We start from the raw sequence: 13,234 nt of genomic DNA on the forward strand, positions 1-13,234 counted from the left end.
ACAACCAGGAGACGTTATATGGCTTTAATTACTTGGACTGCGGCTCAATATGGCACTAATGTCGGATTTGCCGACCAAGAGCACCAAACCTTGTTCGGTTTGCTGAATAAACTGTACGATGAAGCCACGGGCGGCGCCGCGCGCGCAACCGTTGGCGCTTCGCTGGATGCACTGATTGCCTATGTGGTTGATCACTTTGCTCACGAAGAAAAGGAAATGGTGGCAAAGGGCTTTGCTGGTTATGATAGGCACAAAGCCGAGCACGAAGCGTTGATCGGTATCTGCGCGGATTTACAGAAAAAATTTCATGCTGGCGAAGCCGAAGTCACCGAAGACGTGGGGCAATTGGTCAAAAGCTGGTTGGATAGCCATATTCCTAAATTCGACATGGCGTATTCTGAAGCATTGAAGTAATGACAGCATAAATCTGTCTCTATTACGCAACAAAAGGCTTGCGAGCAGCGATGCTCCCAAGCCTTTTTTATGTGTATTTTTTACAAACGGGAAAACCTCTTCTGGTTTGTGGGTGAGTCATGGGTTAAAATTGCCCAGTTAATTTATGATAATTCTCAGTAAATGGAATTGTTCGCCGGTTAAAGGGTCCTGCGACGATATTACGAAGATATAACGCATACAAGTTTATAACTACCAATGGGGAGGCTGCTCCGTGAAGAAAACAAAGCAACTGCTCGCTTGTTTAGTCCTGATGGCTTTAGGCTTGGGGACTGCGCATGCGGACTATACACTCAACCTGATGAAGGGCGTGACGCAACTCAGTAACGAGCTCTACGATTTGCACATGCTGATTCTGTGGATCTGCGTGTTTATTGGGATCGCGGTGTTCGGCACTATGTTTTACTCGATTTATCATCATCGTAAATCAAAGGGCCATAAAGCCGAGCAGTTTCATGAGAATACGACTGTTGAGATCATCTGGACCATCATTCCCACCCTGATTCTGGTGGGTATGGCGATTCCTGCCACCAAAGCCGTAATCGATTTGGACAAGGTGCAGGACTCAGAGATGAGCATTAAAGTCACCGGTAAACAATGGTATTGGGAGTATGAATACCTGGATAGCGGCGTGCATTTCGAAAGCCATTTAGACGAGGCCAGCGAAAAAACTCATAGGGTCAGTTCCATGGATCCGCGTAACGTGCCCAATTACTTGTTGAACGTGGACAAGCCGCTGGTGGTGCCGGTCGGTAAGAAAATCCGCTTTCTGTTTACTGCTGGCGACGTGATTCACTCCTGGTGGGTGCCTGATCTGGGCTGGAAAAAAGACGCCAACCCCGGTTTTATCAACGAAGCTTGGACTTCAGTTGATAAACCAGGCACTTACCGCGGCCAATGTACCGAGCTATGCGGTCGAGACCATGGCTTCATGCCTGTGGTGGTGGTGGCGATGGAACAGGATCAATACGACGCCTGGGTGAAAGCGACTTTGGAGAAACAGAACCAAGCACCTGATTTGAGCGACCAAACCCGCAACACGCTGATGGCAAAAGGTGAATCTGTTTATCTGAAAAACTGCGTGGCTTGCCACCAGATCGATGGTAACGGCATCTCCGGTTGGTTCCCCGCTTTGCGAGGCAGCGCGAAAGTCACCGGCAATATGGATCAGTTGATTGGTTTTATTCAGGCAGGTACGAGCAAAATGCCGGCCTTCAAAAAATTGCCGGATGACGAATTGGCCGAACTGATCACTTACATCAGAAACGCGCCGGCATTGGGTAACAACGTGGGTGATGAGATTCAGCCTAATAAAATCACACCTAAATGGGACGATGATGAGTAATTCACTGATTTTCGCAATGAACTCATTTTCTAATTTTTGCTGAGGTATAAAGTATGACTGCTGTCGTAGCTGAACATGATGATCATCACGATCACCACGATCACGGCCCTGAGAAGGGCGTTTTACGGTGGATATTTACCACCAACCACAAAGATATAGGCACCTTGTATCTGGTATTCGGCCTGGCAATGTTTTTTGTCGGTGGTGCCATGGCATTGGTTATACGCTCTGAATTATTCGAGCCAGGCCTGCAATTTGTCGATCCAAACTTCTTTAACTCCATGACCACCATGCATGCTTTGGTGATGGTGTTCGGCGCCGTCATGCCGGCGTTCGTTGGCTTGGCAAACTGGATGATTCCGATGATGATCGGTGCGCCGGATATGGCCTTGCCACGGATGAACAACATGAGCTTCTGGATGTTGGTGGCAGGCGTATTGTTGTTGGCCAGCACTTTGTTCATGGAAGGTGGCGCGCCATCGGGTGGTTGGACTTTTTATCCGCCCTTGGTTTTCCAAAATGGTAAATCCTTCCCGTTCGCTATTTTCTCTGTGCATTTGTTGGGTATCTCATCCATCATGGGTGCTATCAATGTGATCGCCACCATTTTTAATATGCGCGCGCCTGGCATGACCTTGATGAAAATGCCATTGTTCGTTTGGACTTGGTTGATCACTGCGTTTTTGTTGATCGCTATCATGCCGGTGTTTGCCGGTGCGGTAACTATGCTGTTGACCGACAAATTCTTCGACACCAGCTTCTTCGATGCAGCCGGCGGTGGTGATCCAGTGTTGTACCAACACATATTCTGGTTCTTCGGACACCCTGAAGTGTATGTCATGATTCTGCCGACCTTCGGTGTGGCGTCGACCATCATTCCGGTATTTGCCCGTAAGCCGCTGTTTGGATATGCCTCTATGGTGTATGCGACCGGTGCGATTGCCTTCTTGTCTTTCATCGTTTGGGCTCACCACATGTTTACCGTGGGTATGCCAGTCGCCGGTGAGTTGTACTTTATGTACGCCACCATGCTGATTGCGATTCCGACCGGCGTAAAAGTGTTCAACTGGACCGCTACGATGTGGAAGGGCTCTATGACCTTTGAAACGCCGATGCTGTTTTCGATTGCGTTTGTGGTGCTGTTCACGATGGGTGGTTTCACCGGTTTGATGATGTCGGTAGCGCCGGTAGATTTTCAATACCACGATACCTATTTCATCGTTGCCCACTTCCACTACACCTTGGTGCCTGCGTCTATTTTCATTCTGATGGCTGCCGGATATTTTTGGTTGCCTAAATGGACCGGCAATATGTACAACGAGAAAATCGGCAAGCTGCATTTTTGGTTGTCAGCGGTATCGGTAAACATCTTGTTCTTCCCGCAACATTTCCTGGGTTTGGCTGGCATGCCGCGTCGTATCCCCGATTATGCGATTCAATTCGCCGATTGGAATATGGTGTCCAGTATTGGTGCGTTTATCTACGGTTTTAGCCAGCTGTTGTTTGTGTACATCGTCATCGACACCATCCGCGGTGGAACCGGCGAAAAAGTGAGTGACGAGGTTTGGGAAGATGCCAGCAAACACAGTCTGGAATGGACCGTGCCTTCGCCTGCGCCTTATCACACCTTCAGCACACCGCCGGCGAGAATCCCTACCGAGCATTTTTAAGGCTTGAAATGAGTGACTGAAATAAGCCATGTCATTTGACATGGCTTATTGGGTAATGAAATGGATACAAAAAAGAAAAACATTTTGACCGCTTTGGTGTTGTTTGCGGTGGCCTTTACGATATACGTATTTGCGGTTATTAAGGCTATCTCGCAATGAGCGACGATATTGGGCAAAAAAATATCAAGTTGGTCCGTAAGCTGGCGCTTGTCGCAATTGCCATGTTTGGTTTTGGTTATGCTCTGGTGCCACTTTACGATGTGCTTTGCGATTTAACCGGTTTGAACGGTAAAGTTGAAGGTCAAGCGGTTCAGGAGGCGGCGTATCAGGTGGATAAAAATAGGGAGGTGACTGTCGAGTTTCTCACGTCCTTAAACGAGTCCACTCCGATGTTGTTCCGTTCAGAAGTGAAAAGCATGAAAGTGCATCCCGGTGAATACTACACCGTTAATTTTTATGCCAAAAATACCACTAACAAGCCGATGATTGCCCAAGCGATACCTAGTATTACTCCCGGCTTGGCGGCAGAGTTTTTTAAAAAGACTCAGTGTTTTTGCTTTTCTGAACAAACTTTTGCAGCAAACGAAGAAAAAACCATGCCGGTCCGTTTCGTTGTAGAGCCGGCGTTACCCGAACGCTATAAGACCGTCACGCTTGCATACACTTTTTTTGATAACACTAACATCAGTAAAAAATAGAGGGGAAGGATATGTCTACACACGATAGTTATTACATACCGCATAAAGCCGTATGGCCGGTTTTGGCTACCGGCGGTTTGATGATGACGCTGGCGGGGTTTGCTAATCATCTGAACGGTTCGTCGATTGGTTCCGGCATGATGTTGACCGGTTTCGTAATTTTTTTGGTGATGCTGGGGTTGTGGTTTGCCTTGCAATCCACCGAGAGCGAATCCGGTATGTACAACCACGGCGTCGGTATTTCTTATCGGATGGGCATGATGTGGTTCATTTTTTCCGAAGTCATGTTTTTTGCCGTTTTCTTTGGTGCACTTTGGTACACACGTAATTTGTCCGTGTCTTGGCTGGGTGAAACCGGCTTTCCAAGCGGGCCGGGCCGTTCGACACACGATACTTTGTGGCCGGCTTTTCAATCGGTTTGGCCTACCAACGGTCCCGGTAAAGTAGGTGGTGATTTCGAACCGATGGGTGCGTTTGGTTTACCGTTTCTGAATACCTTGTTGCTGTTGTCCAGCGGTGTAACTTGTACTTGGGCGCATCACGGTTTGTTAGCAAAAAATCGCGATCAACTGATCAAAGGTTTGATCGCTACTGTTGGTTTGGGCTTTTTGTTCGTGGGATTTCAAGCAACTGAGTATTACGAAGCCTACCATGAAATGGGTTTGACTCTGGGTTCGGGCATCTACGGTTCAACCTTTTTTATGTTGACCGGTTTTCACGGTTTCCATGTCTGTGTCGGCGCAATTATTTTATCGGTCGTGTTGTTCAGAAGCTGGAAAGGTCATTTCACGCCGGAAAACCACTTTGCCTTTGAAGCAGCCGCTTGGTACTGGCATTTTGTCGACGTGGTCTGGTTGGGTCTGTTCGTGTTTGTTTACATGATGTAACAGCTGTTAATCAAACCGGAAAAAGCGCGGTCTTTGCGGATCGCGCTTTTTTTTTGTCGATTTTTAAGGGTTTGACGTTGCAGTTGCTGGATTTTGGTTGGCATGCATGCGGGCACCGATGCCGTGGGGTTGAACCATGCCTGTGGCGTACGCGATGAAAAGTAGGACGAATAAGGCCAGCGAGAGACCGATACGCATGGTTAATGCCTTGGCGGTCTTGGCCGAATCGCTGTCTTCCTTGTGTTTGACAATATGAAACAGCGCGGACCCGAGGCTGATGACGATGGCCAGGAATGCGACGATAGTGAGCGTTTTGATGAGCATGGCGGCAATAATAAATAAAAACCTGCATTCTCGGCGATTCAGGTACGCTTGCCAATAGCACATATCCACCGAGGAGCAGTCACCGATGATCAAATTTAGTATGCGGGGTATCGAATTCCGTTGTTCATTACTCGCATTAAGCGGATACCTGCTGTTATTCGGTTTGTTGTGCGGTTTGGGGGTTTGGCAACTGGGACGCGGCGAACAGAAAGCGGTTTTACTGGCGCAACAGCAAGATGTTGCCAACGCGGAAGCCTTGGATTTAACGCCTCAAACCGGAATAGATAAGGATGTTTTGCGCTATCGACCGGTTTTAGTGACTGGGCACTACGATATTAACCATCAGGTTTTGATCGATAACCAAACGCTAAACGGCAAACCCGGCTACCTGGTTTTAACGCCGTTTTTGCCCGATAGCGGTCAGCCTGGCATATTAGTGAACCGTGGTTGGATTCCGTTAGGCGCTTCCCGCGAAGTTTTGCCGGACATTGGTATCAGCACTGTGACGCAGCAAGTACGTGGCAGAATTAACCGTTTTCCTGAGCCAGGTCTGAAATTAAAAGGTGCGGAAATTCCGGGGGAAACTTGGCCGGTCAGAGTACAAGTAATAGATAGCCAACTCTTGGCGGATAGGTTGGGATATGCGTTGGCCGATTATCAGATCGAACTCGACTCGGCGCAGCCCGATGGCTATCAACGGCAATGGAAGATTGCTGTGGCAATCCCACCTGAAAAACATAGGGCCTATGCAGTACAATGGTTCGGCTTAGCGCTGACCTTAACAGCCCTATTTATTTGGATTAGTAGTCGAAAAATACACCGTGGATAATCAATATAAAAAAAACCGCATCACCATCATAGTGATATTTGCCATGTCCATCGTGCCCTTTGGGTTTGCTTGGTTTTTGGCAAAAAATCCCGAGATAGTTAAATTAGGCACCAACAATGGCGCGCTGATCAATCCACCGCAAGTTACCTCCGCCGATGAATTTTCCGGCTACGATACATTTTCCACCCAAAACATGCAGGAGTTGAAAGGCCATTGGGTGTTAGTGAATCTGGTGCCGAAGAATTGCGAGGAGACATGTCGCGATGCCTTGTATAAAACTCATCAACTGACATTAATGATGGGGAAGGATATTGCCCGGATCCGACGTTTGGCGGTGCTGTTCGACCAAAGTTATCAGCTACCACCAGAATGGCGTGATGACGGGCGTTTATTAAAAGCCTTGCCAGCTGTCTCGTTGCAGGAAAAATTAAAACAATTAAATGTGCAGCCTTTGCCGGAGGGCATGCTGATCATTATGGACCCACTAGGAAATCTGATGATGCAATACGCTCCGGGCTACGATCCTTACCAAGTCAAAAGCGACTTAAGCAAGTTACTCAGAATTTCACAAATCGGTTAGAAATATGTTCAGAAAATTAACCCTGTGCTGCGCGTTGTTGGCGCTGCTAGTCATCATCGTCGGCGCGTATGTGCGCTTAACCCACGCCGGCTTGGGTTGCCCGGACTGGCCTGGTTGTTACGGCAAGGCTTTCGTCAGTGACAGCGCGGAATTTAAAGCCGATGCGGCTGCTGGATTTCCGCAGTATGCCTTGGATACCGCAAAAGCTTGGAAAGAAATGGCCCACCGCTATTTGGCTGGCGGCTTGGCGCTATTAGTGTTGGTTTGGTTTGGATTGGCGTGGAGGGAAAAACCGCGTTCGCCTGCAGTCATGCTGACCACTCTGGTATTGCTGTTGATAGCCGGGCAAGCCGGTTTGGGCATGTGGACGGTGACATCCGGCACGCGACCCGGCGTCGTAACCGCGCATCTGTTGTTGGGTTTTTTTACGTTTTGGACTTTAGGTTGGAGCTATTTGCGGCTTAATCCGGCTGCTGAAGCAAGGCCGGTTCGTTCCGGCCCCATCCTATTTACCGGTTTGGCGATACTGGTCTTGCTGGCGCAGATTGTGCTGGGCGGGTGGGTCAGTAGCAACTATGCCGGCCTAGCGTGTAGCGATTTTCCGCGCTGTAACGGCGAATGGTTACCGGGCGGCGATTATCTGAGTATTTTGGATCTGTTCAGGGACAGCGGTCTTTCCGCCGATGCGAAAATGGCAATACAGGCATTGCATCGCGTTTTGGCTGCTTTCACTTTCCTGGTGCTCAGCGCTTTGATGTTGTCCGCAACTTCGGAACGCCATCCAAAACCGGTGCGGTTGGCGGGAAATATCCTCAGTATGCTGTTATTACTGCAGATCGCACTGGGGATTTTTAGCGTCAAGTACCAGCTGCCTCTGGCGTTGGCCGTTGCGCATAATGCGGTCGCTGCGTTGCTGATGTTGCCGTTGCTGGGGATTTTGTTTTACAGCCGTTATAGCACTGAAACTGAGGACGAAAGTATAGCCTTCGAAGCCGTCGAGACTGTTGTAACCGAACAGGTGCCCGCTGAAGTATCTCAGGTAAGCAGCGAAGATTCTTTATATTTGCGTTTAACCACTCAGCTGAAAAAAACCAGAACCGGCCTGGGCGGGGTACTGAGCAGCTTGGCATTCGGGCAAAAGGCGCTGACGAAGGAGTTATTGGCCGATATTGAAGCCCAATTATTGATGGCCGACTTGGGTATCGAAACCACCACGCAATTGATTAAACAGCTGACCGATAGTCTGGAGCGCGATCAGCTCAGCGACGGCCAATTATTGAGCCAAACTTTGAAGCAAAATTTGTTAGCGATGCTGGAACCTTGCAGCCTGCCGTTGCAAATTCCCAAACAAGATGGGCCGTTCGTAATTTTGGTGGTGGGTGTTAACGGTGCCGGCAAGACAACTTCGATCGGTAAACTGGCCAAACGCTTGCAGCAACAAGGCCATAGCGTCATGTTGGCGGCGGGCGACACCTTTAGGGCCGCCGCAGTCGAGCAATTGCAAACCTGGGGCGAGCGTAACGATATTCAAGTCGTGGCGCAGCATACCGGCGCTGATTCCGCATCGGTGATTTTCGATGCCTTACAGTCAGCCAAAGCCAAAGGCGTTGATGTATTGATCGCCGATACCGCCGGACGTTTGCATACCAAGTCCAACTTGATGGACGAATTGAAAAAAATCAAACGGATCATGGGCAAACTGGACGAGTCAGCCCCGCACGAGGTATTGCTGATACTGGATGCGGGCACCGGGCAAAATGCTTTGTCGCAAGCTAAACTATTCAACGAAGCGGTAGAACTGACCGGCATTGCCTTGACCAAGCTGGACGGCACCGCCAAGGGTGGCATTATATTCGCGCTGGCTAATCAACTGCATATTCCGATTCGTTTTATCGGTGTGGGCGAGCAGATTGACGATTTGCAGGATTTCAATGCGCAAACCTTCGTCGATGCCCTGTTTGTTCAAGAGTGATGCGCAGTAGTCAGATACCATGTTGAGATTCGAACACGTAAGCAAACGCTATCCCGATGCCGGCGAAGCCTTGACCGATGTCAGCTTTCATTTGCATCGCGGCGAAATGGCATTTTTAACCGGCCGTTCCGGTGCCGGCAAAAGTACGTTGCTGAAGTTGATCGCGATGATGGAGCAATGCACGCGCGGCAGCGTGTTGCTGGATGGCCAGGATATTACGCGCATCGGCGAACGGAAGATTCCCTACATGCGTCGTAATCTGGGCCTGATTTTTCAGGATTACAAACTGCTGAACGATAGAACGGTATTCGATAATGTGGCCCTGCCGTTGGTAGTCTCGGGTTATAACCACCAGGAAGTGGCGCGGCGGGTGCGGGCATCCCTGGATAAAGTGGGTCTGTTAGGCAAGGAAAGGAAACATCCCTTGGCCCTGTCCGGTGGGGAACAACAGCGCGTAGGTATCGCCCGAGCCATTGTCAATAAACCTAAATTAATTCTGGCCGACGAGCCGACGGGCAACTTGGACCCGGATCTGTCCGCCGAAGTGATGTTCATGTTCGAGCAATTCAAACAGGTCGGGGTGACGGTGTTGATAGCCAGCCACGATATAGAGTTGATTAATCATCTCGGCCATCGAGTATTGACGCTCGATAAAGGTCATTTGATAGCGAGTTGACGATGAAACGCAATCACCGCAGACAAACCGGTAGCAGGCTGCTGGAATTATTCCATGCCTATATGCTCAACCATGCCCATGGACTGTTCTCCAGTCTAGGCCGGCTGAGCCGCACGCCTTTTACTTCCACCATGACCATTCTGGTATTGGCCATCGCCATTTCCTTGGCCAGCAGTTTTTATATCGTGGTCGCCAACATCCAGCAATTAACCGGCAATCTGGAGTCCAGCAATCAGATGTCCTTGTTTTTGCACGACAACATTACCGATGCGGCCGGGCAGAAACTCGCCGAGCAAATCCAGCAAAACGGTAGTGTCATGGAAGTCAAATTCATCAGCAAGAAACAGGCGCTGGAAGAGTTCAAAGCCAATAGCGGCTTCAGCGATGCGTTGAATGCGCTGGAACGAAATCCCTTGCCGAGCGTGATTCAAGTAGTGCCCAAAAATGCGCTGGAAAGCAACGAAGACATCGAAAAATTGATGTCCGATTTTAAACAATTCCCGCAAGTCGATTTCGTGCAGGTGGATATGCAATGGGTAGCACGCTTGCAAACCATCATGCTGATTGCCAGCCGCGGTGTGATGTTGGTCAGTCTGTTACTGGGGTTTGCGGTAACGTTCATTACCGGCAATACCATTCGTCTGGAGTTGCAGAATCGCCAGGACGAAGTGTTTATTTCTAAACTGGTCGGCGCTACCCATGCTTTTATTCAACGGCCGTTTTTGTACACCGGTTTCTGGCTGGGTTTTATCTCGGGTTTTCTCGGTTGGTTGATCATGACTATCATGCTGTTGATCCTGGAAACGCCGGTGGAGAAACTATCGACCTTGTATAACAGTTCATTCGACTTACTGTTTTTGAGTTTCTCGGAGTTTATTTTGCTATTGATGATTTCGTCCATGCTGGCGGTACTTGGTTCCTGGGCGGTGTTGCACTATCAGTTAAGGCAACTAAAACCGCAATAAGCCTATGAATTTTTGGGAAACCAAGACCCTGGCGCAAATGAGCACGGAAGAGTGGGAGTCGCTGTGCGATAACTGCGGCAAGTGTTGTTTGAACAAGCTGGAAGACGAAGACACCGGCGAAATTGCGTTTACCAGCGTGGCGTGCGATTTGATCGATTTAGAAACCTGTCGTTGCACTCGTTATAGCGAGCGTTGCACGCTGGTGCCGGAATGCATCGACTTGAAGCAACATGACTTTGCCGAATACAACTGGTTGCCGTCAACCTGTGCATACCGCTTGTTAACCGACGGTGAAGCGTTGCCTAGCTGGCATCCCTTGATCACCGGGACTCGCGAGTCGGTGAAAGAGGCGGGGGTGTCTATCAGCAGTTATGCGATTAAAGAGTCGCAGGTTACCGATCTGGAAGATCATATTATCGAATGGTTGCAGCCCTGATTCAGGCTGGCTGGGCCGCCGGTCAACTTCGTTTTCCGGCGGCTTCAGGTGTGGAAAAGCCGGGATTACCGATCCCTTGGGTGGACTTTAGCTTATCCTTTGCCGGGCAACATACCTACCGTACCCGGTTTAATTCGTTTGCAACTCACTACGACATCTTCCTGACGGCATTTTGCTTCCTGTGGGTTGCTACAGGTGTCGCAAACTGTGTTACCAGTGCTTTTTACCTCGTCGACATGCCAGCCGTAACCTTGGGACTGGCAGAATTTTTTGCTGAATCTGTCGATATTGTAGTTTTTGGCAGCATTTTCCTTGGCTTTGCTCTCAACTTGGCAGTGCTCGGGGGCCAGAGTGTTCGCCATGATGTCTCGATAAATATATTCGGTAGCCTGGACGGGGCTAGCTAACAATAAAGAGGCTAACAGGGTGCCGATAAAAGTGGTTTTCATCATATTAATCCTCGCGGTTGCCGATGACTCGGATGTTCATTAAGCGATTTTCTTCGGCAATTTGATCCTTGATGGGGGCAAATTTTTCGTTTTCGCTCATTTTTACCGCCAGGATGGCGCCAACAACAACTGCGGTAGCCAGCACCAAATACAACACGAAGTTATCTTTTTCTTGTTTTACTTCTGTCATGGTTTTACCTCTTATAATAATAAATCGGCCAGTGCCGAACCGAATTTGTATTGAAAAACCTGTTCGCCCTTTAACGGGGCCGGCACTGATTTGACGTCAATCTTAGCGATTTCTCCGATACCTATAGCATGCTCGCGCCGTCGAGCCAGATCGAATATTTCGCTGAAAGCATTGAATGCATCAGCCAGGAATTGCGTTACACCTCCATGTAAGCAGCTACGGATTGAAAACACCTGATTCAGGCTTTTTTGAGCTGCTTCATGGTAGCGAATCGAAACAATAAAAGAAATGCGCGGGCTTGTCAAACAAATATCGTATCAATATTATGCGCTTGCCGTTATTTTCGCAAAGACTGTCTGCAAGTGGTGTTTGGATTTTGCACTATTATCTGTTCTCCCCAATCTGGTCAGGCGCGATTTGGCGTAAAACGCCGACGGCGCTTTATTTGAAAAGTCTGGAAAAAGCAGCATCTATCGGCGATAAAATATTCGCGAAGTTGAAATTGGCGATTATCCTGGTAGTCTTCGATGCTGTTCTTGTCCAATTACTTTACTCACAGAAATAGAAAAATCTCATATGCAAACATTGACTAGAAAAATTAAAAAATATGTGACGGTGATTTTTTTAGGTGCATTGCTTCCGGCGCTAAACCCGGCTTGGGCGGAATCCGATAAGCAACTCCAGGAAAAAACGCTTAAAGCGCGGGAATTGATTCATCAGAAAGACATGGATCATTCCGCCCATGCGGAACTCGCGGACAAAACCGAGGGATTTCGCGGCGTGTTTTACGGTTATTTGCCCTGCAAGGAAAAAGATTGTGATGGTTTCAAAATGACCTTGTCTTTGAAACAAAAGAACAATTACTTATTGGTCACTCAATACGCAAAAGCCTCTTCCAGAGAGTTTTACGAGAAAGGCAAGTACGACTGGGATGACAAAACTCACATACTGTCGTTAACCTCCAATAAAGGCGATCTGAATCGCAAATTCAGCATCAAAGACGAAGGAACGTTGATACACCTGAATAGCGACGGTACGCCCATGCTCGGCGACCAGGACGATTACACGCTGGCAAGAAGCGATAAATCCAAATCGCGGGAAGTGCATATTCATTAAGCTCTTCCCTGAAGGGTCTAGCCGGTTTTAGATGACGCCGGCTAGTTACATGATAGGCTGTCGGATGCAAAGCGCCGATACAGCCTAGAGAGTATGAAATTTACTCTAATTCAGCTAAATAGTCGTTTTTCAACTTCACATAATGTTTGGCCGAATATTCCAGAAAAGCTTTTTCGTCATCGGTCAAAGCCCGGATTTGTTTGGCGGGTGTACCGACATATAAATAACCGCCTTCCAGCTTCTTGCCGGGCGGCACTAAAGCACCGGCACCCAGCATCACATAATCTCCCAGTTCGGCATCATCCATCACAATTGCACCTATGCCGATGAGACAATAATCGCCTATCGTACAGGCATGCACTACGGCGCGATGACCGATAGTGACGCCTTTACCGATTGTCAACGGATGGCCTTGCGGCGAATAGTCGCCGGCGTGGGAAACATGCAACACCGAGCCATCCTGAACGTTGGTGCCTTCGCCGATGGTAATAGCTTCGACGTCTCCGCGTATCACCGTGGTCGGCCATACCGATACATCGTCGCCTATTCTCACATCGCCGATCACGACCGCCGCTTCGTCGATGTGCACGTTTTTGCCGACCTTGGGTTGTTTGCCTTTATATGCTCTGATTGCCACCGCAACT

At 48.8% G+C, this 13,234-nt stretch carries 17 protein-coding genes; 13 read left to right on the top strand and 4 right to left on the bottom strand.

Annotated features, from left to right (window positions below):
- Nucleotides 1-18 precede the first annotated feature (18 nt).
- The 5 genes from QLH52_RS17895 (at nt 19) to QLH52_RS17915 (ending at nt 5,053) form a co-directional block, all read left to right on the top strand.
- Nucleotides 19-414 carry a bacteriohemerythrin gene (locus QLH52_RS17895; RefSeq protein WP_033156576.1) on the top strand — a complete coding sequence of 132 codons (396 nt, stop codon included), beginning with the start codon at nt 19-21 and terminating at the stop codon, nt 412-414.
- 253 nt (nt 415-667) lie between these two features.
- Nucleotides 668-1,798, top strand: coding sequence for a cytochrome c oxidase subunit II (gene coxB, locus QLH52_RS17900; RefSeq protein WP_033156575.1), 1,131 nt, complete (start codon nt 668-670; stop codon nt 1,796-1,798).
- A 53-nt stretch (nt 1,799-1,851) separates the two neighbouring features.
- Nucleotides 1,852-3,468, top strand: coding sequence for a cytochrome c oxidase subunit I (ctaD, locus tag QLH52_RS17905; RefSeq protein WP_033156574.1), 1,617 nt, complete (start codon nt 1,852-1,854; stop codon nt 3,466-3,468).
- A gap of 155 nt (nt 3,469-3,623) precedes the next feature.
- The gene (locus QLH52_RS17910; protein ID WP_205450427.1) at nt 3,624-4,166 is read left to right on the top strand and encodes a cytochrome c oxidase assembly protein; all 543 of its coding nucleotides are present in this window, start codon (nt 3,624-3,626) and stop codon (nt 4,164-4,166) included.
- An 11-nt stretch (nt 4,167-4,177) separates the two neighbouring features.
- Nucleotides 4,178-5,053, top strand: a complete 876-nt coding sequence (locus QLH52_RS17915; protein ID WP_319962453.1) for a cytochrome c oxidase subunit 3 — start codon at nt 4,178-4,180, stop codon at nt 5,051-5,053.
- Between the two features lie 63 nt (nt 5,054-5,116).
- Here QLH52_RS17915 and QLH52_RS17920 read toward each other — a convergent pair whose 3' ends face one another.
- On the bottom strand, nt 5,117-5,470 hold the full coding sequence (locus QLH52_RS17920) for a twin transmembrane helix small protein (RefSeq protein WP_319962454.1): 354 nt from the start codon (nt 5,468-5,470) through the stop codon (nt 5,117-5,119).
- Here QLH52_RS17920 and QLH52_RS17925 point away from each other — a divergent pair.
- The 7 genes from QLH52_RS17925 to QLH52_RS17955 are packed head-to-tail and all read left to right on the top strand — an operon-like array spanning nt 5,463 to nt 11,242.
- Complete coding sequence (locus QLH52_RS17925; RefSeq protein ID WP_319962455.1) at nt 5,463-6,206, top strand: SURF1 family protein; 744 nt, start codon at nt 5,463-5,465, stop codon at nt 6,204-6,206. The genes QLH52_RS17920 and QLH52_RS17925 overlap by 8 nt on opposite strands.
- Entirely contained in the window at nt 6,199-6,786 is a 588-nt protein-coding gene (locus QLH52_RS17930; protein ID WP_319962456.1) for a hypothetical protein, read from the top strand. Before QLH52_RS17925 ends, QLH52_RS17930 begins: the two co-directional genes overlap by 8 nt.
- Before the next feature lie 4 nt (nt 6,787-6,790).
- Nucleotides 6,791-8,758 carry a signal recognition particle-docking protein FtsY gene (gene ftsY, locus QLH52_RS17935; RefSeq protein ID WP_319962457.1) on the top strand — a complete coding sequence of 656 codons (1,968 nt, stop codon included), beginning with the start codon at nt 6,791-6,793 and terminating at the stop codon, nt 8,756-8,758.
- A gap of 19 nt (nt 8,759-8,777) precedes the next feature.
- On the top strand, nt 8,778-9,434 hold the full coding sequence (gene ftsE / locus QLH52_RS17940) for a cell division ATP-binding protein FtsE (protein WP_033156568.1): 657 nt from the start codon (nt 8,778-8,780) through the stop codon (nt 9,432-9,434).
- A gap of 2 nt (nt 9,435-9,436) precedes the next feature.
- Nucleotides 9,437-10,399, top strand: a complete 963-nt coding sequence (gene ftsX / locus QLH52_RS17945) for a permease-like cell division protein FtsX (RefSeq protein ID WP_033156567.1) — start codon at nt 9,437-9,439, stop codon at nt 10,397-10,399.
- Between the two features lie 4 nt (nt 10,400-10,403).
- Entirely contained in the window at nt 10,404-10,835 is a 432-nt protein-coding gene (locus tag QLH52_RS17950) for a YcgN family cysteine cluster protein (RefSeq protein WP_319962458.1), read from the top strand.
- On the top strand, nt 10,820-11,242 hold the full coding sequence (locus QLH52_RS17955) for a hypothetical protein (protein WP_319962459.1): 423 nt from the start codon (nt 10,820-10,822) through the stop codon (nt 11,240-11,242). The genes QLH52_RS17950 and QLH52_RS17955 overlap by 16 nt, the downstream gene beginning before the upstream one ends.
- Before the next feature lie 46 nt (nt 11,243-11,288).
- Here the strand turns inward: QLH52_RS17955 and QLH52_RS17960 are convergent, their stop codons facing one another.
- Nucleotides 11,289-11,474 carry a hypothetical protein gene (locus QLH52_RS17960; RefSeq protein ID WP_033156565.1) on the bottom strand — a complete coding sequence of 62 codons (186 nt, stop codon included), beginning with the start codon at nt 11,472-11,474 and terminating at the stop codon, nt 11,289-11,291.
- An 11-nt stretch (nt 11,475-11,485) separates the two neighbouring features.
- Nucleotides 11,486-11,779 (bottom strand): hypothetical protein, encoded by a 294-nt coding sequence (locus tag QLH52_RS17965; RefSeq protein WP_319962460.1) that lies wholly within the window; start codon nt 11,777-11,779, stop codon nt 11,486-11,488.
- A gap of 271 nt (nt 11,780-12,050) precedes the next feature.
- On the opposite strand from QLH52_RS17965, the gene QLH52_RS17970 reads away from it, so the two are divergent.
- The gene (locus tag QLH52_RS17970) at nt 12,051-12,590 is read left to right on the top strand and encodes a copper resistance protein NlpE (RefSeq protein WP_033156563.1); all 540 of its coding nucleotides are present in this window, start codon (nt 12,051-12,053) and stop codon (nt 12,588-12,590) included.
- A gap of 100 nt (nt 12,591-12,690) precedes the next feature.
- Here QLH52_RS17970 and QLH52_RS17975 read toward each other — a convergent pair whose 3' ends face one another.
- On the bottom strand, nt 12,691-13,227 hold the full coding sequence (locus QLH52_RS17975) for a gamma carbonic anhydrase family protein (protein ID WP_205450425.1): 537 nt from the start codon (nt 13,225-13,227) through the stop codon (nt 12,691-12,693).
- Between the last annotated feature and the right edge of the window lie 7 nt (nt 13,228-13,234).

It is taken from the genome of Methylomonas defluvii (genome assembly GCF_033949435.1).
Classification (GTDB): domain Bacteria; phylum Pseudomonadota; class Gammaproteobacteria; order Methylococcales; family Methylomonadaceae; genus Methylomonas; species Methylomonas defluvii.

Excerpts from the sequence above, each read along its gene's own strand:
- QLH52_RS17895 (WP_033156576.1), top strand. The coding sequence starts at position 19 with ATGGCTTTAATTACTTGGACTGCGGCTCAATATGGCACTAATGTCGGA.
- ctaD (WP_033156574.1), top strand. The coding sequence starts at position 1,852 with ATGACTGCTGTCGTAGCTGAACATGATGATCATCACGATCACCACGAT.
- QLH52_RS17910 (WP_205450427.1), top strand. The coding sequence starts at position 3,624 with ATGAGCGACGATATTGGGCAAAAAAATATCAAGTTGGTCCGTAAGCTG.
- QLH52_RS17915 (WP_319962453.1), top strand. The coding sequence starts at position 4,178 with ATGTCTACACACGATAGTTATTACATACCGCATAAAGCCGTATGGCCG.
- QLH52_RS17925 (WP_319962455.1), top strand. The coding sequence starts at position 5,463 with ATGATCAAATTTAGTATGCGGGGTATCGAATTCCGTTGTTCATTACTC.
- ftsY (WP_319962457.1), top strand. The coding sequence starts at position 6,791 with ATGTTCAGAAAATTAACCCTGTGCTGCGCGTTGTTGGCGCTGCTAGTC.
- ftsE (WP_033156568.1), top strand. The coding sequence starts at position 8,778 with ATGTTGAGATTCGAACACGTAAGCAAACGCTATCCCGATGCCGGCGAA.
- ftsX (WP_033156567.1), top strand. The coding sequence starts at position 9,437 with ATGAAACGCAATCACCGCAGACAAACCGGTAGCAGGCTGCTGGAATTA.
- QLH52_RS17950 (WP_319962458.1), top strand. The coding sequence starts at position 10,404 with ATGAATTTTTGGGAAACCAAGACCCTGGCGCAAATGAGCACGGAAGAG.
- QLH52_RS17955 (WP_319962459.1), top strand. The coding sequence starts at position 10,820 with ATGGTTGCAGCCCTGATTCAGGCTGGCTGGGCCGCCGGTCAACTTCGT.
- QLH52_RS17960 (WP_033156565.1), bottom strand. The coding sequence starts at position 11,474 with ATGACAGAAGTAAAACAAGAAAAAGATAACTTCGTGTTGTATTTGGTG.
- QLH52_RS17970 (WP_033156563.1), top strand. The coding sequence starts at position 12,051 with ATGCAAACATTGACTAGAAAAATTAAAAAATATGTGACGGTGATTTTT.